A 19,728-nucleotide genomic window follows, 5' to 3' on the forward strand; every position below is an offset into this window, starting at 1 on the left:
CCGAATGCGCCCGAATTCGAGTTCTGGCGGTATGCGAGCGGTGTTCCCCCGCCCTACGCTTTCACCCGGCGGATACGGCACCATCGGCGAACGCCGCCGTTACGCCCCGGGCGGCGGGGGGAATGTCCCGGCCGACGCGGGAATGCCCCGGGCGCCGCGGCCTGCTCATTCGAGGTAGTCCTCCGGGCCGCCGTCCCGCACGGTGTCGAGGGTGAAGCAGTGGAATCCGCCGCCGAAGAGGCGCCGGTGCCGGTGGCGTACCGGCACGACGGTGAACTTCGCGTCCTCCAGGGTCCGGACCAGCTCCGGGCTCGCCTCGTTGACCAGTACGGTCTCCGGGTCGACGGACAGCACGTTCAGGTCGATGAAGGGGCTGGTCAGGATGAGGTCATCGTCGTCGTAGCGCGGGAAGTTGTTCCGCGTGGGGGTGGGGGCGACGATCCGGTCCCAGCGGCGCAGGGCAGGCGGCAGGAACTCGACGACCGCCTCGGAGCGGACCAGCAGCAGACCGGGACGGAGGGCCAGCACCATGCTGTCGATGTGGCTGTCGCTCAGCCGGTGGACCCGGTGGACGCGGAAGCGGCCTTCGACGTGGCGCTCCAGCCAGGCGACACCGAGTGCGTGGTTCTCGGTCGAGACGTTCGCGATGATGTCCCGGCCGAGCCGCAGGCACTGGGCCGCGTCGAACATCATCTCCAGGCCCACGTCGTAGGGCGACGGCTGTGGTTCTCCGATGGGTTCGGTCGGTCCTCCGACGGTCGCCGAGCGCACGTAGGACAGGTCGAAGGACGCGTCCGTCATCAGCGGGCGGGGCATGACGGTCCAGCGGCAGCCGTGGCGGAAGTACTCCTGGAACAGCGGTTTGAGGAACTGGGTCTCGAAGTACCGGGAGCGGATCATCGGCGAGGTCTCGATGATCTCGTCGCCGAGGACGAGCGTGTTGTCGCGGATGTTCAGCGGCGGCACGACGGAGGCGGACCAGGCCGGGGTGGTGACCTCGGCGGTCGTGGCGGGCAGCGCGCGCGGGCGGTGGACGGTGACGCCGAGGCCCCGCAGGGTCTCGGCCAGCCCCTCCAGATCCTCGTTCAGCTCGTCGACGTAGCGCTGGGCCACCGGCTGCCGCTGCCGGTCGGACCGCTCCCCGCGTGCGGACAGCCGTGGGTAGTACCACTCGGAGCGGCCGGGGTTGTCCTGGGCGAGGTTGTCGTGGAAGAACAGGTCGAACGAGAGCTCCCGCTCGTGCGAGACGTAGTTCTCCGCCGATCCGACGACGACCTCACGCAGTCGCGACCACTCGTCAAAACTGTTCAGAAGCATGCAGTGAACCGCCTACTCGTCGGGGGCCTGCCGTGAGCCACGCAGAGCACTCGCCATCCTCACCGGGCTCCGCCCCCCGCGGGCATCGGGGTGTTCCACCGTTACGGCACGGATTTCTTTTCCCGGTGAAGCAGCGGCGGTTTCACCGGAGAAGCGAAAGGCAATGACGGGAGAGCGGGTGGACATGTCCGCCGCCCGGCGGGTAGAAAGGCGCATGTCCTTTCCGGCTCTACCGAATTCGTTCTCTCGTGAGATGAGGAAGAGTCATGGGTGACCCGTTGCACACCGTCTCCACATTGCCGTCCGCGCGGCGACCGGGCTGCCCCTTCGACCCTCCGGAGGAACTTCTCGAAGCCCAGAGCCACGGCCCTCTCAGCAGCTACACGTTCCCCGGGGGACACGTCGGCTATCTGGTCACGGGGTACGACCTGATCAGGTCGGTGCTGTCGGACCCGCGGTTCAGTTCACGACGGGATCTGATGCGTCATCCGACCGTCGACTACGGCGGCTTGAAGCTGCCGCCGGTACCGCCGGGCGAGTTCCTGCTCATGGACGACCCGCAGCACAGCCGCTACCGCAAGCCCCTGATGGGCAAGTTCACCGTGCGCCGGATGCGGCTGCTGACCGAGCGCGTGGAGGAGATCACCGCCGAGCACCTCGACGCGATGCGGGAGACGGGCCCTCCCGCAGATCTCGTGAGTGCCTTCGCCAAGCCCGTCCCGGCCAGGGTGATCTGCGAGTTGCTCGGTGTCCCGCCCGCCGAGCGAGCCTCGTTCGAGGCACAGTTCGAGTCGTTCATGGACGCCGAGGCGCGGGACGAGGACCAGGTCGCCGCCTACACCGCGACGCGAGAACGCCTCGGCGAACTGGTGGCCGCCAAACGCGCGCACCCCACCGACGACGTGCTCAGCGAACTCACCGACAGCGACCTCACGGACGAGGAGCTGCTGGGGATGGCCCTGGTGCTGCTCGCGGCCGGCCTCGACACCACGGCGCACATGCTGGCACTCGGCACCTTCGCGCTGCTGCGCCACCCCGAGCAGCTCGCCGCCCTGCGTGACGATCCCGGCCTCACCGACCGGGCCGTGGAGGAGTTGCTGCGGTATCTCAGCGTCGGCAAGACGTTCATGCGCACAGCGCTGGAGGACGTCCGCCTCGGCGACCACACCGTCAAGGCCGGTTCGTCGCTCATCCTGTCCTACAACACCGCCAACCGGGACCCCGCGCGCTTCACCGACCCGCACAAGCTCGACTTCCAGCGCCGGGAAGGCGGACATGTGGCCTTCGGACACGGCGTTCATCAGTGCCTGGGGCAGCAGTTGGCGCGGGTGGAGATGCGCGTCGGGTTCCTCGCACTGCTCCACCGTTTCCCCTCGCTGCGTCTCGCCGTACCGGCCGAGGAGATCGCCCTGCGCACGGAGCTGTCCGACATCCACGGGGTGAAAAGCCTTCCGGTCACGTGGGACGTGTGAGAAACAGGGACGTGGCGAAAGCCTGGCGCCGAGCAGGGGCCGGGAGTCGGGCCGGGACCTGAGGCGCGCCCTGGCGGCTTGTAACGGCGGCACGCACGGATGCCGTGCCCCACCGGACTCGGAAGGGTCGGGCCGAGACCACGATCCCCACCGAATCGAAGGGAGCCGCTCCCCCATGGCACGACCCCTTCCGTTACGGAACACGTGGTTCCGTACGTTCCACGCGCGTCCGGACGCCCGCGTCACTCTGGCGTGCCTGCCCTACGCCGGAGGCTCCGCGAGCGCCTTCCTCTCACTGTCGGAGCGGCTGCCTCCTTGGATCGAGGTGTTCGCCGCGCAGTACCCGGGCCGCCAGGACCGCATCCGGGAGCCCTGTCTCTCCACCGTTCCGGAGCTCGCCCAAGGCGCGTTCGAGGAGTTGCGAGCACTCGTCGCGCTGCGCCCGTGTGCCCTCTTCGGACACAGCATGGGCGCTGCCGTCGCCTTCGAACTGACACGCCTGCTCGAACGCGACGGTCCCTCCGCTCCCCGGGCCCTCTTCGTCTCCGGACGGCGAGCGCCCTCCATCAGCGGAGACCGCGGCATCCGTTTCCGGGACGACGCGGGCCTCGTGGACGAACTCCGGAAGCTGGAAGGCACGGACAGCCGTGTCCTTGACGAGCCCGAACTGCTCCGGCTCATCCTGCCGACGGTGCGCGCCGACTACGGTGCCGCGGAGACCTACCGCACCGGACCGGACGCCATGGTGGGCAGCCCCCTCGTCGCGCTCACGGGGGACCGAGATCACCATGTCGCGCTCGGCGAGGCGGCTTCATGGAGAGAGCACACCACTGGCGCTTTCGAGCTGAAAGTCTTCCCGGGCGGTCACTTCTTCCTGGCCGACAACGAACCCGAGATCGCCTCGCTCGTCACCGATACGCTACGCGCCCACACCCGCCCGGAATCTGTCGCGGAGTGACGCGGGAGGGAGCCCGACGGAAGGACGGCGCTTCCCGAACCATGGAGCCACCGCCCGCCCCCTCTCACACCGCGACGGCGGTGACCAGCTTGGCCCGCCACCAGCGGCCATCCAGAGGGGGCGCCGGCCTGTGCCAAGGTCAGCAGCTATCTGCGTCCCCGGCCGTTTGATCGTTTCTTGCGCCCGGCGTGACGCCGGTCGAAGTGCGGGGAGCATCGGCAGGCTTACGCGGGGCGCCGGTTCCGGGCGCGCTCGGCCGCCTGGCGGTGCCGGGCTCCGAGACCCGGCATACCCTACGTGGGCGGGAGCCGGGGGCATCCGCATCCCGAAGCCCCGAGATTACGCCGAAAGCCGCGCGTCTCACAGCGTCACCGCACGCCGTGGCCACTTGGTCATCCGGCGCGCCAGTGCCCTGTCTGTCAGGCGCCGGCCGCCGCGGCGTACTCCTCCACGCGAGCGCGCACCCAGGTGAGGAACGCCCGGACCTGCGGGCCGGGCAGGGACAGCGCGGCGGAGCGAGGACGTTCGAAGCTGCGGACCGCGGCCTCGATCAGTGGACGGAAATCCTCCTCGGCGGCGGCTACCTGACCGGCCGCGTCGCGTTTGGCGAGCCAGCGCCCGGTGCGGCAGTACACCACGGAGCGGCAGCCGTTGAGGACCCGGTTGTCGGCAAGATGCCCCTCGCCGTCGCCGTGCTCGCGCACCGAGGCCCGGATCGCGGCGTACAGGTCGCTCGCCGGAGGCGCCGCGATCACCTCCGATGCGGGCGGCCCGTACAACGCGATGCCGTCCTGATGGGCCACGGAGCGGTCGATGACGTACCAGAATGACGGTGTCCCGGCCGTGTCGAAGGCGGCCCGGCCGGGCAGCTGAGAGCCCGTGTTGAGATCCAGCAGGAACCCGGCCTCCCCGGAGGGGGTACAAGCGAAGTCCGCCGGGTAGACGACCAGTTCCAGTCCCGTCGCCGGGCACGGCAGCCGCCGGTGATCGAGGACGTCCGCCAGTTCCCGCAGGACCTTGGTGTCAGGCGAGCCCTCTACCACGACCGTGACGTCGATGTCGCTGCGGCCGTTCCGGTAGTCGCCGAGAGCGAGGGAACCGACCGCGACCACTCCGGTCAGACGGGGGCCGCACACCGCACGCGTACGGCGTACGAGCTCCCTCAGGTAAGGCCGCACCTCGGCAGGAACGGCACGAGACAACTCACTCTCCGCGCCCATCGGGCCAGTATGGGGCATCACCGAGAGCGGCCCGACAGGTTTCGACGGCAATGCGCGCTCCGCCCCGCCACCTCAGCGTGGCACTGTCCGTCACCAGCGCCGAAAGGAACAGTCGCGTTGAACCTCACGGCGCCACCATGCCCGGGGCCCCACAGCACAAGGCGCGACACGTGTCCGGCCATGGCGCGGTCCAGTCACGACAGGACGCGGCGGTGACAGCCACCCGCCCAGCGGCACGTGCCCCCGGGAGCGAGCAGGCCGGTCCGATGCGAGGCCACCTCGGGGACGGCGCCAAGCAGCGGCCCCGGCGGCCCCGCGGCTCCGCCCGGCCCGGCTGTGGGTCAGGCGTGCTCGGCCAGGAAGGCCGTCAGCGCGGCGATGACAGCCTCGGGCTGCTCTTCGGGGATGTAGTGGCCGGCGTCGGGCACGACGACGCGGGTGGTGTGGTCGGCCCAGGGACTGAGGGACGCGGCCATGTCCGGGATGGAGCCGTGACTGCTGGAGATCCCGAGGATCGGCACCGTCAAGCGCCGGTCCTCCAGCGCCTCGCGGTTTTTGCGCGCCGACTCCCCCGCCTCCCGGTAGTACGCGAGGGTGGAGCGCAGGCCGTCGTCGGCGGCGACGGCCGCCGCGAAGAGATCGAGGTCGGCCTCATCGAACACGTCGGGCCTCAGCGCCTTCGTCCCCAGGAACCAGCCGACATACGCGCGTTCGCGACCGGCGAGCAGCGTCTCGGGCAGGCCGGACAGCACGTGGAACGCGAAGTGCCAGGTCTTCCACGCCCGCTCCGGGTCGGTGGGGATCGTCTCCGGGAGCGTGATGCCGGGGATGCCCGCGTCGAGCAGGGCGACCCCGCGCAGGCTGTCCTCGACGCGGAGGGCGAGGGAGAAGGCGACCCAGGCCCCGATGTCGTGGGCGGCGACGAAGTACGTGGAAACGCCGAGTGCCCGCACGGCGGCGTGGACGTGCGCGGCGAGGGTGTGCGTGTCGTAGCCGTGCTCCGGACGCTCGGAGTGGCCCTGTCCCGGCAGGTCGACGGCGATGACACGGTACTGGTCGGCGAGGCCGGGCATCACCTTTCGCCAGGCCCACCAGGTCTGCGGGAATCCGGCGAGCATGACGACGACCGGGCCGTCCGGCCGGCCGCCTTCGACCGTGTGGAGACGGACTCCGTCCGCGTCGACCCAGCGGTGAGTGAAGCCGGGCAGATGCTGGAGGGGCAGGTCACGGACGGGATTGTTCTCGGAGAGGTGCGGGGTGCTGGTGGTCGGCTCGGTCACGGGGATCCTCCATCGGTGTCAAGGGTCAGGCGGCGGTGGGCGGGCCTGGCGCGGCTGAGGGCGAGTAGCGCGGCGCGGCGGGCCGCAGCGAACGGGTTCCGGCCCCGCGCGGCAGCTTCCGCACGTCACGACGTGTACGGGGCCTGCGGTCCTGGCCACACGGGAAGACTACACATCTTGAACTGATTAGTTCAAGATAGGATGGTGCGCAGCACAGTCCGGACCCTCGACGCATCGGCAGGAAGCGCTCCCCCATGGCAGGCAAGAAGCAGTTCGACATGGACGCGGCGCTCGACGCCGCGATGATCCAGTTCTGGCGCGACGGCTACGCCGACACGTCCTTGGACGACCTGTCCCGGGCGACCGGCCTGAACCGCAGTTCCATCTACTCCTCCCTCGGCGACAAGGACCGGCTCTTCCTGCGCTGCCTGAGCCGGTACGCCGCGCGGTACGGCGAGAAATACGACGCTGCCCTGGCGGACGCGGCCTCGCAACCGGTCGCCGCCGTCCGCGCCTTCTTCGACGTCACCCTCACGCGCATCGCCGATCCCGACCTGCCCGACGGCTGCCTGATCGCCCAGTCGGCCATGACCAGCCCCGTGCTGAGCGCGGACCTCGCGGCCTACGCCAAGGAGGCGCTCGCCTCCCAGCGCGGACGCCTGTACGCCGCGCTGAAGGCCGCCCGGGTCCCCGACCGCGCCGCCGAGGACTTCGCCCTCCACGCGGCGGCCGTGAACCAGTCGCTCGCCGTCATGAGCAGGGCCGGGGCGAGCCCGGCACAGCTCCTGGCCGTGGTGGGTGTGACCGTCGACGCCCTCGCGCACACGCTGCGCGCATGACGCCTCCGGCCCGTTCGCCCGGCCTGCACTGAGCAGCGAGCCGAGCGCGAGGGGTGGGGCGGCGGCCGCCCCCGGATGGTGGGCGGGCCGCTCCCGGGCGGCGCCTGGGCCGCCCCCGGCGGCGGCGCCTGACGGAGAGAGCACCACCGCCCCCGCCACGGTCGCCGCGACCGGCGGGTGCTCTCGCTGGGCGCGCGCCGGGGGCGCCGCGCCCTCGTGGCCTCTCGATGGCTTCCTCCGTGACGATCGGGTTGGCCGTCTGTCGCTCCGCGGTCTTCTGCGTCGGCGGGAGCGACAGGACGAGCAGGTTGCCGTCCGGCCGCCGGACGACGCCGACGTCGTTCGCCACCCAGCCCTCGACCCCCGAGCCAGCCGCCTTCGGCGCGCACCACTCGTTCTCCCGAATCTGGAAGTCGGCCGCGAGACAACACCACATGGAGACCCCGGCGGGTTTCGCCTTCGGGCGCCACCCACTGGCCAAGGGCCCCGAGCTCGGCTTGACTTGCTCGAAAAGGGCAAGGGTCATGTGAAGGGACACGGGCGTGCGCGCACGGGGCATCAACTACGACACGGGGTTCCTCCCAGGGGAGCAACTGTCCCGCAAGAGCTTCACCTCGGAGACGGTCCGGCACGACATGGCGGTGATCTCAGGAGATCTCCACTGTGACGCCGTTCGTATCTCCGGACGGGAGCCTGAACGGTTGAGCATCGCCTCCAGACACGCCGCGGATGCCGGCCTTGAGGTCTGGTTCGCTCCCTTCCCCGTGGACCTTCCCCCCGACGCGTTGCTCCCGTTCTTCGCCGACTGCGCCGCTCGGGCCGAAGCCGTACGGGAGACCGGCGCCGATGTGGTGTTCGTCGCCGGCTGCGAGATCAGTGCGTTCTGCGTCGGTTTCATCCCGGGCGACACCTATGGCGAACGCCTGCGGGCCATGGCCGACGCCGACATGGCGTGGTGGTCCTCCCTCGGGCCGATGCAGGAACGCTTCAACGACTTCCTCGCCCAGGTCGCCGCGACCGTCCGCACGCGCTTCGGCGGACAGGTCACCTACGCCTCGGCTCCCTGGGAGTTCGTCGACTGGAGGGCGTTCGACCTCGTGGGCATCGATGCCTACCGGGCCGCCTACAACGCCGACAGCTTCCGCGACGAGCTGCGGGGGCACCTCGCCCACGGCAAGCCCGTCGCGGTGACCGAATACGGAACCTGCGCGTACCAGGGCGCGGGAGAACGTGGCGGAATGGCCTGGCAGGTGCCGCACGGCGCGGTCCCGGACGAGGACGAGCAGGTGCGCTACCTCACCGAATTGCTGGACATCTTCGAGGAGGAAGGCGTGGATACCGCGCTCTGGTTCACCTTCGCCGGTTACAGCAGGCCCGGGGAGCAGGACCTCGGCTCCTACGGCGTGGTCCGGATGCTCGACGAGAGGCGTTGGGAGCCGAAGAAGGTCTTCCACATGATGGCCGCCCGATACCGACGCGGCTGACGACCCAGACCTCCAGCCTTTGACAGCACCCGTCCACAGGCAGCCCCCGATCATCCCACCCGCCGGGGCGGGGCGACTGATGACCTACCGCTCAGCCTGTCGCCCCGACCAGAACGAGAGCCCGGGAAGCGGTCCCACCAGCCCTTTACCCCTGTAGACGTGTCCTACGTGGTGACCCTCCCCTGCGAGATGTAGACCCGGGTGACGCCAGGAATGAAGCTGCTCTCGCTGCAGGGCACGGAGGCGACCCAGTCGTTGTCGAGGACAACCGCAGGCAGCACCGCTGACACCCCGACCCCAGATACGTCATCCAGCTCGAAACGAGGACCCTGCTCAGACAGAAGTCAGCCTCGCGCTTTCACGAGTTGGGGCGCCGAGGATTGATCGAATAAGTAGAGAGCGCCCTTGAACTGCAGCGATTGGGCTTTTCCAGGGTTCTGTTGGCTGCACGAAAGGGGGCGCTCTCCAGGTGAAGAAGCCTATCGGGTTGTACCCACGTGGTCCTTGCGAAGGAGGGGGTTCCACCACCGGATCGAGCTGTTCGCGAGTGGTTACTCGGAACCGGTGCCCGGCTCAGACGGTTCGTACAGTGCCGCCGTCGATGACGTACTCCGCGCCCACAATGGATGAGGCTCGGTCCGACACGAGGAAGCCGACCAGGTCCGCGACCTCTTCCGTCGTTGCGAACCTTCCGATGGGAACCCCGCCGAGGGAATCCATCAGGCCCTGCTCCGCCTCCTCGCGGGTCAGTCCGTTGCCCTTGGCGAGCTGGTCGATGAAGCCCGCGTACGCTCCGGTCTGAATCCCCCCGGGGCTGACGGCGTTTACTCGCACGCCTCGTGGGGCCAGTTCGTTCGCGAGACCCTTGCTGTACGTGCGCAGGGCACCCTTCGCTGACGCGTACGGCAACGTCGCGTCGTGCAACGGCATCTGACGCTGGATCGACGTGACGTGGACAACTACTCCTGATCCCGCCTCCACCATTGCCGGCAGCAGCGCTCGATCCAGTCGGACAGCCCCCAAGAGGTTCAGGTTGAGCTCCGCCAGCCAGTGCTCCTCGGTCGCGGCAGCGAACCCGCCAGGCGGGGCCGAGGATCCTCCGACTACGTGCACCAGGATGTCCAGCGCACCTCCCTCAGAGATCGTGGACACCACAGCCTCTACACCGCCCACCGTGGAAGTGTCCGCCTTGATGAACCGGTCGGGGCGCTCGTAGCCACCGGGCATAGTGCGTGCCGTGGTCCACACGTCGGCACCCATCTCTCGCAGTCTCTCCACGACGGCCTTGCCCGAGCCCTTCGAACCGCCCGTGACCAGCGCCCGGCGACCGTCGAGACGATCGCGATCTGAACTAGACATTTCAATCTCCTGAAGATCGAGGTGGCGTAGGTTCGGTCAGGCCGGGTGGTTGGCGATGACGAGTTCGGCGATGAGGTCGCCCCGCAGCGCGAACCGGTAATCGAGCTCGGCGACGCCTCCCGGGAAGGTGCCTTCGAGCCGCACGGTGAGCACCCAGTGGGTGTCATCGACGCGGTGAGCGCCGATCTGCTCGGTCGTGTATTCGAACTCGGATCCGGCGCCCCGCAGGAACGCGTGGGTCTCCTCCCGGCCGCGGAAGGTCTCGTCCTGGTCGACGATCACCGCGTCCTCGGTGAGAAACGACGAGGCGGTGTCGGCGTCGCGGGCGATGTGGGCGGCGAAGAACTGGCCCACGGTGGTCGGAAGCAGATCGGACGGAAGATCGGTGTGCTGTGTCATGAGCCCACCGTGTGACCTCGCGGAGCGGGAGGGTCAAGCCATGGACTCTCCCCCTGGGGGAGAGTCCAGAATGAGGGGATGCTGACCATTGGCGAGTTCTCGCGGCTGACCCACCTGAGCGTCCGGACCCTGCGCCGGTATCACGAGGCGGCCCTGCTGGAGCCCGCCGTGGTGGACGAGACCACCGGTTACCGCTACTACGGCGTCGACCAGATCCCGACCGCGCAGGTCATCCACCGGCTCCGCGAGCTCGATGTCCCCCTGAACGATGTGCGGCAGATCCTCCGCACCCCCGACCCCGGTGTCCGGGCGGCGCTGGTCGCAGACCACCTCCAACGCCTTGAGGATGCGCTCGACCGCACCCGGGCCGCGGTCGTGTCGCTGCGCCGCCTGCTCCGGCCCGACCCCGCGCCCATCGATGTCGAGCTACGTGCGGAGGCTGCCCGGACGGTCGCGGCGGTGGAGGCCGTAGTCGGGCACAGCGACATCGAGACCTGGTACGCAGGCGCGATGGCCGAACTGGAGGCGGCCGTCGGCACCGCCGTGACCGGACCGCCAGGCGGCATGTACGACAACGCCCTCTTCGAGCAGGAGCGCGGGCGCGCGCTCGTCTACCTGCCGACCGCTGCGCCACCTCGCACCGGACGCGTGCACCCCGTGAGTCTGCCGGCCGCGGAACTCGCGGTCACCACCCATGTCGGCGAGCACGACGGCATCGAGGTCACGTACGGCGAACTCGGGACCTGGGTGGTGGAGAACGCGATGTCGGTGGCCGGGCCGGTGCGGGAGGTCTACGTTGTCGGCCCCCGTGACACGAGCGATCCCGCCGCGTGGCGCACCGAGATCGGCTGGCCGGTCTTCCGTGTCACCTGAGGCGGTCAGTGCGGTGCGGAGTCCTGGAACGACGGGGCGCACACGTTGAGCGTCGCGCTCTCACGAGTTGGAGCACCGAGGCTTGATCAAATAAGCAGAGAGCACCCCTGAACTGCAACGATTGGACTCTTCTTACCGGAAGCCGAGGTGCGGGTCGGTGTCGGTCAGCTCGCGGCTGAGGGTCCACAGGCGAGTGGCGACGGCCGGATCGGCCATATGAGCGGGGACGGGCTCACTGCGCGGTACGCCACGCAGACCGAAGGCCCTCGGTCCCCACAACTGGCCTCCCCGCACGTCGGGGTCGAGGACGGCACGCACGAGGGGCCATGCTCCGGCGTCCTTGCCCTGTACCAGGAGAGCGGCGGGCAGGGCGCGCAGCCGCTCGCCGGGGGTGGTCACGTGCACCCGGGGGCGGGATGGGGTGAGGGAGTCCAGTGCGCCGCCGGGGTGGGCCACCACGCTCAGCACGCTGCTGCCGAGGGCACGCAGGTGGCGATCGAGTGCGAAGCCGAAGGACATCTGTGCCAGCTTCGACCGGCCGTAGGTGCGCTTGGGCCGGTAGTCCCTGGTCGATTGCAGGTCGTCGAGGTCCAGTCGTTCGGAGCGTGCCGCGAAGCTTCCCACCGTCACGACGCGGCCCGCGGGCGCCGCGGACAGCACAGGTGCCAGCCACTGGGTCAGCGCGAAGTGGCCGAGGTGGTTGGTGCCGAACATGAGCTCGTGGCCGTCTCTGGTCTCCCGACGCGGCGGGTCGTCGAGCGCGACCCCGGCGTTGTGGACCACCGCGTCGAGATGGTCCAGGCCGAGTCCGTCGACGGAGGTCTTCAGGGACGACAGGTCCGCAAGGTCCAGGGCGAGGTGCCGCACGCGGGCGCCGGGAACGCGCGAGCGGATCGAGGCCATGGCGGCGTCGGCCTTCGCGCGGTCCCGGCTGCCGAGTACGACGACGGCGCCTGTGCCGGCGAGTTGCTCAGCGGCGAAGTAACCGATCCCCGCGTTGCCCCCGGTGATCAGGACGGTTCTGCCCTCGGCGGACGGCAGCCGGTGGACGTCCCACGGCCGGTTCTGGGATGCGGAAGACACGATGGCAGGCTCCTTGCGCTCGGGGCAGCGTGCTCAGGAGGAACACGCCGCCCCCACAACCTCGCAGCCCTCACCGACACACCGCCGACAGCGCACGCCCACCACCGGCAGATCGCCGACAGCGATCCGGAGAGCCGCTGGGCCACCGGGGGCGAGGGCTTCCGCGGGCGGGCTCGCTCCGGACAGAAAGCCCTTACCACGACCTGAGACGCACCCGTTGACTCTCGCCCGGACGAGCGTCGACAATGCTGCCTTGACAACGTTGTCTGAACGGAAGGCCCCGCCGTGTCGCTCCATCCCGCCCAGGTCGGCCGCCGACGTTTCCTCCAGCTCCTCGCCGCGAGCGGCGCTCTGGCCGCTCTGCCCGTCGGCACCGGGGCGGCACAGGCGGTGGCCGTCGGCCCCCACGCCGGGACCGCCGCGGCCCCGGACGACATCGCCGCCACCTACCTCCGCGTACTCGCCCAGCACACGCGGTGGTCCGAGACGCAGTGGGACGCGGCCCGCGGCTATTACACGGACAAGGACTTCGGCTTCGCCGTCGTCCTCGGCAACGCCGTGCTGCTCACCCACGGCAGCTACGACAGCGATCTGACCGGCGTCGACCGTGACACGCTGCGGAGCCGCACCCTCGCCACCATCCGCCACTTCGCCGCCTCCAACCGCCTCAACGGGGGCACCCAGTGGGGCCGCAAGCTCTTCTTCGACACCACTTTCCAGTCGTACTTCGTCATGGCCGCGAAGCTCCTGTGGTCCGAGCTGGACGCGACGACCCGCGACCACGTCGACGCGCTGCTGCGCGGTCAGGCCGCCTACACCGACGGCCTCGGCACCGGGGACGACCCGGACTCGGGTTCCTGGACCCCGCACGGACTCACCGGCGGCTTCGAGGGCGACACCAAACTGGAGGAGATGGGCGTCTACACGCAGTCCCTGGCCCCCGCCCTGGCCTGGGCCGGGGACGACGACCGGCACGCCGCGTGGAGCGAACGCTTCGGCACCTGGTCGCGCAACGAGGCCGGGCTGCCGCCCGCCGACCTCGCCAACCCCGCCCTGGTGGACGGGGTGGCGGTCTCCCGGAACACCGCGCGCAACCTCTACGACACGTTCATCGTCGAGAACCACGGCTCCTTCGGCCCGCACTACCAGGAGGAGCTGTGGCGCACCTCGGGCCGCAACTCCTCGCATTTCCTCGCGGCGGGCAAGCCGCTGCCGGAGGTGCTGACGAAGCAGCCCAACGCCGACCCTCTGTGGCGGACCCTGCTCGGCGTGATGAGCGACGCGGGCGAGCCGTTGATGCCGATGGTCAATGACCGCGAGCACCTCTACGGGCGCGACATCATCCCTCTCGCCTTCCTCGCGCGGGTGATGAAAGACCGTTCCGCGGCCCGCGCCGAGACCGAACTCGCCGCCCGCCTGGAGGCGTACCAGCAGTACGCGCCGCGCTACAGGCTCGCGAAGTTCTCCGGCGAGCCGAAGTACGAGCCCGAGGCGCGCGCCGAACTCGCCCTGAGCTACCTGCTGCACGTGTGGACGGCGGGCTCTCCCGTGGAGCCCCTCTCCCGCGAGGAGTTCTTCGCGCACGCTTCCGGGGTGACGGACTTCGGTACCGGCCCCGGCCTCGTCTCGCACCAGTCCCCCGCCGCGTGGGCGGCGGCGGTCAGCAAGCCGGGGTTCGTGAAGTTCGCCTGGCAGCCGGCGCACGACGACTGGCTGTTCAAGCTGAGCGGCGGCACCCCGATGTTCCTGCCCTCGACGGCGGGGAAGGTCGCGGGCCGCACGGTGGAGACCTGGACCAAGGTGCGCGACGGCTTCGACGGCAGCGCCACGCTGCTCCGGCTCGACACGGGCTGGGCCGGCTTCACGACGCTGGGCTCCGGCGCCGTCGTCTACGCGAGCAGTGGTACGGCGGCGGCCGAGGGGCATCTGGAGGTCTACAACCTCACCATGCCGGGGATGGCGGGGCTCGAAGGAGCCCGCACCTTCCGCTTCGCGGAGGGCTCGGTGAAGGTGGCTGCGCGGGACGGGGAGAGCGCGCCGGCGGCCGGCGGGCGTGTCGACACGCTCGACGTGCCGCGTACCACCGTCCGGCATCTGCGGATGCAGGGCGTGCGGCCCGATCCCACGTACGGCTACTCGCTGTTCGCCTTCGAGGCGCGTGCGGAGGCCGGTGGCGAGGATCTCGCGCGGGGCGGCACGGCGACAGCCTCCTCCGCGGCCCCTGGCATGGGGCCGGCGCTGGCGGTCGACGGTGACGGGGCGACCCGCTGGGCCGTGTCCACCGCGGACCGCAAGCGGGAGGACAGCTGGCTCGCGGTCGACCTCGGCGCCTCGCGGGAGGTGGGAGAGGTGACGCTGCGCTGGGAGGCCGCGGCCGGACGCGGCTACCGCGTGCAGGGCTCGGCGGACGGGGAGCGGTGGGAGGACCTCGCCGTCTACCCCACGGCTCGGGCCCGCAGCCATGGCGGCTGGCTCGACGTGGACGGCCGGGCCGGTCTCGTGGTGCGCGGCGCCGACCGCGACCACCCTGTCTCCGTCTACGACGACGCGCTCGTCCTCAGTGACGGCCCCGCCGCCCCGGTCGTGATCGAGGGCTATCCGGCCGCCTCGCCCGCCCGGCTGCGGGCGCTGGCGGCGCGGGAGGCGCCGTCGGCCGAGCACGCGCGGGTGCGGGCGGCGTACGTGGACGAACACCTGAGCCTCTTCAACTTCTCCGCCGAGGAGATCAGCACCCGGGTCTCGGTGCCGCAGGAGGGCGCCGAGCGGTACGTCTTCGCGGGGACGCAGACCGTGACCCAGGAGGGGATCGTCCACGAGAGCGAGCTGCCCGCCGCGGGGGCGCTGCTGCTGGCACCGCGGTTCACGCTCGCGCCCGTCTCGGGCCGCGCGCTGCCCGCCGGGCTGCGGGTGAGTGTCGATGACGGGGCCTCGCTGCGGCTCTCGGGGGCCTCCTGCCGGGTGCGGGTGCGCGCGCAGGGCCGGACGACGGTGGTCTCGGTGCGTTCCAGCGGCCGGCCCGCGGTGGTCCGGTTGCACGGGGCGACGGCGTATCCGGTGGACGATCTCGCGCTGGGGCGCACGGTCTTCCCCACCAGCCCGCTGCCCGCGGGCATGTCGGAGCCGGGCGCGGCGGTCGACGGGGACCCGGACAGTTCGTGGCGGCCGGGCAAGGACGGCCGCCTCGTCGTGGACCTCGGCGCGGCGCTCCCGGTGCGGGAGATCGAGGCCGAGTGGACCGGCGGGGACATCCCCGGACTGCGCGTCGAGGGCAGTACCGACGGCATCGCTTACCAGGACTGGGGTCGCGCCTCGGGGCGCGGGCGCACCCGCACGCTGGGAGTCCGCGCGACGGCCCGTTACGTCGCCGTGCGCGTCGAGGGCGGAGACGGGCGCCGGGCGGCGCGTCTGGTGCGGCTCTCGGTGCGCTGACGGACCGAGCGCGCGTCCCGCTCCGGAACGGGCGCGCGGCGCCGGGGGCCCGTGCGGAGGAGTCCGGCCGACTCCGCACGGGTCCCTCCGCTCGTGCGTGCCACGGAAGCCGGTGCCCTCCGTGGCGCGCCCCACATCCTCCCCGCACGGGCGGGGAGTTGTTGCCGGTCCGCGCGGCGTGCGCACCGCGACGACCTCGTGCGAGGAAGGTGCTCGGGGCCACTTCCCGGCAGGCCGGCCAGTAGGGAGGTGCGATGCGGGTGGGACTTGGCGTGGCCGGTTCGCGTCGGTGTCGCGCGCCCGGTGGACGTGGACGTGCCCTCGCCGTACGGACTCTCCCGCTGGACGGCCCTCCGGCTATGTCCGCGTCGACGCCGCCCAGTCCGCGCGGGCTGCGACGGCGGCCCGCCACGGGCGCAGGGTCTTCGGTGGCAGGCCGAAGGACAGCGCGCCGACCACGGTCCGGCCGCGGCGGTAGGCGACGAGGAAGCGGCCCTCTGCCGGGTCGCCCGCGACCACCCGCGTCTCCTCGTGGTCGCGGAGATGGCCGTACGCCTGTACCCGGACTCCGTACTGGTCCGTCCAGAAGTACGGGACCGGCGCGAAGGGGCGGGCTTCTCCGGGGTGGAGCAGGTTCCGTGCGGCGGCCATGGCCTGCTCGGCGGCGTTGGTGCGGTGTTCCAGGCGCATCGAGGTCCCGAACAGCGGGTTGTGCCAGCGCGCCACGTCCCCGGCGGCGTAGACGCCCGGCGCGGCGGAGTTGTGCACGTCGCACACGACGCCGTTGTCGAGAGGCAGCCCGCTGCCGGTGAGCCAGTCGGTGGCGGGTTCGGAGCCGATGGCTACGAGGACGTCGTCGGCGGGAACGTGCGTCCCGTCCGACAGCCGGACCCCGGTGAGACGTCCGGCGGAGGTCTCGACAGCGGCCACCGACGTGCCGGTGCGCAGGTCCACACCGTGCTCGCGGTGCAGCCGTGCCACGTGGGCGCCGACCAGGCGTCCGACGACGTGGGCGAGCGGGACGGGTGCCGGTTCGACGAGGGTGACGTGCGCGCCGAGGGCGCGGGCGGACGACGCCACTTCCGAGCCGAGGAAGCCCGCGCCGACGATGACCAGCCGGCGGCCGGGGGCGAGCCGTTCCCGCAGCGCGAGGGCGTCGTCGAGGTGGCGCAGCACGTGTGTGCCCGGCAGCCCGCACCAGGGCAGCCGCCGGGGGCGTACCCCCGTCGCGATCAGGACGGCGTCCCAGGCGAGGTCCTCGCCGTCCGTGAGAGTGACGGTCCGGGCGGACTGCGACAGGGCGGTCGCGGCGGTCCCGAGGCGCAGGTCCAGCCCGAGGGCCGTGACCTCCTCGGGACGCCGCAACCGCGTGCGCGCGGCCGTCCACTCTCCGGCGAGTACCTGTTTGGACAGCGGTGGGCGGTCGTAGGGAAGGTGCCGTTCCTCACCGACCAGGGTGAGGGCGCCGTCGTAGCCCTCCCTGCGCAGTGTCTCGGCGGCGGTGAGGCCCGCAGCCGAGGCGCCGACCACGACGATGCGGCGCGGCGCCCGGGCAGTGGTCACCTCGGCGCCAGACGGATGGCGGCGGCGGGGCAGACGGCGGCCGATTCCCGTACATCGTCGTGGTGTTCCGGGGACGGGTCGGCGTCGAGCAGTTCGACGATGCCCTCGTCGTCCTGATCGAAGACGTCGGGCGCCAGCAGGACGCACTGCCCGGACGCGACACACTTGGGCTGATCGACTTCCACGTGCATGGGGGTCTCGCTTTCGTGGGGGGAGTTCACCAGGTGACGGGCAGTTCGTAGACGCCGAAGATGGCGCCGTCGTGCTTGAACTCCACCCGCTCGATGTCGGTGGCCAGGGCGAGGGTGGGCACGCGGCGGTACAGGGTGCTGTAGACGACCTGGAGTTCCATACGGGCGAGCGGCTGTCCCAGGCACTGGTGGACACCGAAGCCGAAGGCGACGTGGCGGCGGGCGTCGCGGCCGAGGTCGAGCCGGTCCGGGTCGGGGAACGCCTCCGGGTCGCGGTTGGCGGTCTCGCCGGCCAGGATGACGCCCTCGCCCGCCCGGATCGTCACTCCCCCGTACGTGATGTCCTCCAGCGCGACGCGACGGCGACCGCTGTGCACGATCGTCAGGTAGCGCAGGAGTTCCTCGACGGCCGCGGCGACCGTCTTCGGATCGTCGGCCGCGCGGAGGGCGTCGAGCTGGTCCGGGTTCTGCAGCAACGCGAGGGTGCCCAGGGCGATCATGTTCGCGGTGGTCTCGTGGCCGGCGGCCAGCAGCAGGACGCCCATGCGGGCCGCTTCCCGCCGGGTGAGCTGTCCCGCCGCCACCTGCCGGGTGGCGATGTCGGACAGCAGGTCCTCCTCCGGGTGCGTCTCCTTCTCGACCAGCAGGGCGTCGAGGTAGTCGGTGAGGGCCTCGGAGGCGGCGACCACCTCCTCCGGCTTGGAGGAACGGCGGACGAGCACCTGGGTGTGGCGCTGGAAAAGGCCGTGGTCCGCGTAGGGAACACCGAGGAGCGCGCAGATCACGAGGCTCGGAACGGGCAGTGCGAACGCCTGGACCAGATCGGCGGGCTTCGGCCCGGCGAGCAGGTCGTCGATCAGGTCGTCGACGATCCGCTGGACGGCGGGCCGCAGCGCCTGCATCTTGCGGATGGCGAAGGGGGCCGTGACCATCCGGCGCAGCCGGGAGTGTTCCGGGTCGTCCATGTTGATGAAGGAACGCCGGGTCTCGCTGCCCGCCTTGGAGCCGGGGCTGACGTGCGGGAAGCCGGAGCGCGTGACGTCGGCGCTGATGCGCGGGTCCGCGAGCAGGGCGCGCACCTGGTCGTACCGGGTGACGAGCCAGGGGTTGCTGCCGTCCCAGATGCGCACCCGGGACAGCGAGGGCTCCGCCTGCCGGGTCCGCAGGGCCGGAGCCGGGTCGAAGGGGCACTTGGCCGCCCGGGGCATGGGGAACTCGTCGAGGTCCTCCGGTGAGTGCGACACGGTCTCGGTCATACCTGCCTCCGCGAAAGTGAGGGGTGGTGCCGTGAGTGGGATGCCGTGGTGACGACTCCGTGTCTCGAATCCTCACAAGATTAGATGCCTGAGGCAACCAGTTGGCCGGAAGGAGCCCTTCCGCCGCAACGCGATCGAGTCAGCCCGGCCCCACGGCCTGGCACGGCCGGCGACAGAGGGGGCCTCGGCCACCCGGGGTGCTCGCGGCAGAGGCCGGAGGAGGGAGGCAGACACCCGGGTTCCTGTTCGCCCCGCCGTCAGCCCTAGGCTCGGACCCCGAGGCACATCCACGCCGCTTCGTGCGGTGTGCGCGGCGTCCGGCACGAGGCTCCCGGCGATCGGGGCCCGGAGCCTCCTACTGGATGTACGTGGGGCCCGGGGTCAGTGCGACGAGAGTGCGCGCTGAGTGCCGAGGGTGATGTGCGGGACTGTGCGGGCAGGCCCGTGAGCCTTCGTGGGCAGTCGGCCCCGGCAGGACCACGGGGCGCCGGAAGTGGGCCGCCCGGCCAGCCGCCCCCCAGCAGAAACCGCCATATTGTGGCCGGAAGCGAGCGCTCCGCAGATCCCACTACCGAACGCGAGCAATCAAAAACCGCTAGTGAGGATCGAGAAAGCGCCATCCGCTCCTTCAGCTCCGCATCCGGCGGATTTCTGAACCCCTCGGCCCTCACAGCGGCCTCTGATCGGATCTTCACTCGATCTGCCGAGTCGCGTCGGCGGCCTTCGAGCGGCGACCGGTTTTCGGCGCACGGAGCACCGGGGCGTCCGCACGCCTGCGGAAACCTCGCGTCTCAGCTCTCCCGGCGCCACGCGGCGGACACGGACGGGGCGCGCGCCGTGACCGGGGGCGCGGAGGGGACCTGGTGGACGGTGCGCTCCTCCCCCGGCGTGACACGTGGTGACTCGGCCGCGTCCGAGGCGGGTGCCCCATCGGCCCCCGCCTCAGCCCGCCGGACGACAAGGCACGGACGCTCGTCGCGGCGCCGTGCCCCTCTCCCCGGGCGC

General features: G+C 71.1%; 15 protein-coding genes. 6 read left to right on the forward strand and 9 right to left on the reverse strand.

Annotated features, from left to right (window positions below; genetic code table 11):
- Positions 1-165: 165 nt before the first annotated feature.
- Positions 166-1,317: a glycine amidinotransferase gene (locus IF99_RS0118230; protein ID WP_030997593.1), complete on the reverse strand. Its 1,152-nt coding sequence runs from the start codon at positions 1,315-1,317 to the stop codon at positions 166-168.
- 266 nt (positions 1,318-1,583) lie between these two features.
- Here IF99_RS0118230 and IF99_RS0118235 point away from each other — a divergent pair, with 266 nt between their 5' ends.
- Together IF99_RS0118235 and IF99_RS0118240 are read left to right on the forward strand one after the other, a co-directional pair.
- The gene (locus IF99_RS0118235; RefSeq protein ID WP_030997594.1) at positions 1,584-2,789 is read left to right on the forward strand and encodes a cytochrome P450; all 1,206 of its coding nucleotides are present in this window, start codon (positions 1,584-1,586) and stop codon (positions 2,787-2,789) included.
- Between the two features lie 175 nt (positions 2,790-2,964).
- Complete coding sequence (locus tag IF99_RS0118240; protein ID WP_030997595.1) at positions 2,965-3,747, forward strand: thioesterase II family protein; 783 nt, start codon at positions 2,965-2,967, stop codon at positions 3,745-3,747.
- A 419-nt stretch (positions 3,748-4,166) separates the two neighbouring features.
- Here IF99_RS0118240 and IF99_RS0118245 read toward each other — a convergent pair whose 3' ends face one another.
- Both IF99_RS0118245 and IF99_RS0118250 read right to left on the reverse strand, forming a co-directional pair.
- Positions 4,167-4,967 carry an aminoglycoside adenylyltransferase domain-containing protein gene (locus tag IF99_RS0118245; protein WP_107048980.1) on the reverse strand — a complete coding sequence of 267 codons (801 nt, stop codon included), beginning with the start codon at positions 4,965-4,967 and terminating at the stop codon, positions 4,167-4,169.
- A 341-nt stretch (positions 4,968-5,308) separates the two neighbouring features.
- Complete coding sequence (locus tag IF99_RS0118250) at positions 5,309-6,247, reverse strand: alpha/beta fold hydrolase (protein ID WP_030997598.1); 939 nt, start codon at positions 6,245-6,247, stop codon at positions 5,309-5,311.
- Between the two features lie 254 nt (positions 6,248-6,501).
- Here IF99_RS0118250 and IF99_RS0118255 point away from each other — a divergent pair, with 254 nt between their 5' ends.
- Entirely contained in the window at positions 6,502-7,086 is a 585-nt protein-coding gene (locus tag IF99_RS0118255; protein ID WP_030997599.1) for a TetR/AcrR family transcriptional regulator, read from the forward strand.
- Positions 7,087-7,787: 701 nt separating this feature from the next.
- A complete protein-coding gene (locus IF99_RS0118265; RefSeq protein ID WP_234340742.1) occupies positions 7,788-8,570 on the forward strand; it encodes a hypothetical protein in 783 nt (260 codons plus the stop codon).
- 573 nt (positions 8,571-9,143) lie between these two features.
- Here IF99_RS0118265 and IF99_RS0118275 read toward each other — a convergent pair.
- Positions 9,144-9,929 carry an SDR family oxidoreductase gene (locus IF99_RS0118275; RefSeq protein ID WP_030997602.1) on the reverse strand — a complete coding sequence of 262 codons (786 nt, stop codon included), beginning with the start codon at positions 9,927-9,929 and terminating at the stop codon, positions 9,144-9,146.
- A gap of 36 nt (positions 9,930-9,965) precedes the next feature.
- Positions 9,966-10,328 (reverse strand): nuclear transport factor 2 family protein, encoded by a 363-nt coding sequence (locus IF99_RS0118280; RefSeq protein ID WP_030997603.1) that lies wholly within the window; start codon positions 10,326-10,328, stop codon positions 9,966-9,968.
- Positions 10,329-10,406: 78 nt separating this feature from the next.
- Here IF99_RS0118280 and IF99_RS0118285 point away from each other — a divergent pair, with 78 nt between their 5' ends.
- Complete coding sequence (locus IF99_RS0118285) at positions 10,407-11,201, forward strand: MerR family transcriptional regulator (protein ID WP_030997604.1); 795 nt, start codon at positions 10,407-10,409, stop codon at positions 11,199-11,201.
- A gap of 132 nt (positions 11,202-11,333) precedes the next feature.
- On the opposite strand, the gene IF99_RS0118290 is transcribed toward IF99_RS0118285, so the two are convergent.
- On the reverse strand, positions 11,334-12,284 hold the full coding sequence (locus IF99_RS0118290; RefSeq protein ID WP_030997606.1) for an SDR family NAD(P)-dependent oxidoreductase: 951 nt from the start codon (positions 12,282-12,284) through the stop codon (positions 11,334-11,336).
- 285 nt (positions 12,285-12,569) lie between these two features.
- Between IF99_RS0118290 and IF99_RS0118295 the strand changes: the two genes are divergently transcribed.
- On the forward strand, positions 12,570-15,713 hold the full coding sequence (locus IF99_RS0118295) for a discoidin domain-containing protein (protein WP_030997607.1): 3,144 nt from the start codon (positions 12,570-12,572) through the stop codon (positions 15,711-15,713).
- A gap of 357 nt (positions 15,714-16,070) precedes the next feature.
- On the opposite strand, the gene IF99_RS0118300 is transcribed toward IF99_RS0118295, so the two are convergent.
- The 3 genes from IF99_RS0118300 to IF99_RS0118310 are packed head-to-tail and all read right to left on the reverse strand — an operon-like array spanning position 16,071 to position 18,723.
- On the reverse strand, positions 16,071-17,276 hold the full coding sequence (locus IF99_RS0118300; protein WP_030997608.1) for an NAD(P)/FAD-dependent oxidoreductase: 1,206 nt from the start codon (positions 17,274-17,276) through the stop codon (positions 16,071-16,073).
- Positions 17,273-17,467, reverse strand: coding sequence for a ferredoxin (locus IF99_RS0118305; protein WP_030997610.1), 195 nt, complete (start codon positions 17,465-17,467; stop codon positions 17,273-17,275). The genes IF99_RS0118300 and IF99_RS0118305 overlap by 4 nt, the downstream gene beginning before the upstream one ends.
- A 26-nt stretch (positions 17,468-17,493) precedes the next feature.
- On the reverse strand, positions 17,494-18,723 hold the full coding sequence (locus IF99_RS0118310) for a cytochrome P450 (RefSeq protein WP_030997611.1): 1,230 nt from the start codon (positions 18,721-18,723) through the stop codon (positions 17,494-17,496).
- Between the last annotated feature and the right edge of the window lie 1,005 nt (positions 18,724-19,728).

The sequence above is a fragment of the Streptomyces sp. NRRL F-5630 genome, from assembly GCF_000719475.1.
GTDB lineage: Bacteria > Actinomycetota > Actinomycetes > Streptomycetales > Streptomycetaceae > Streptomyces.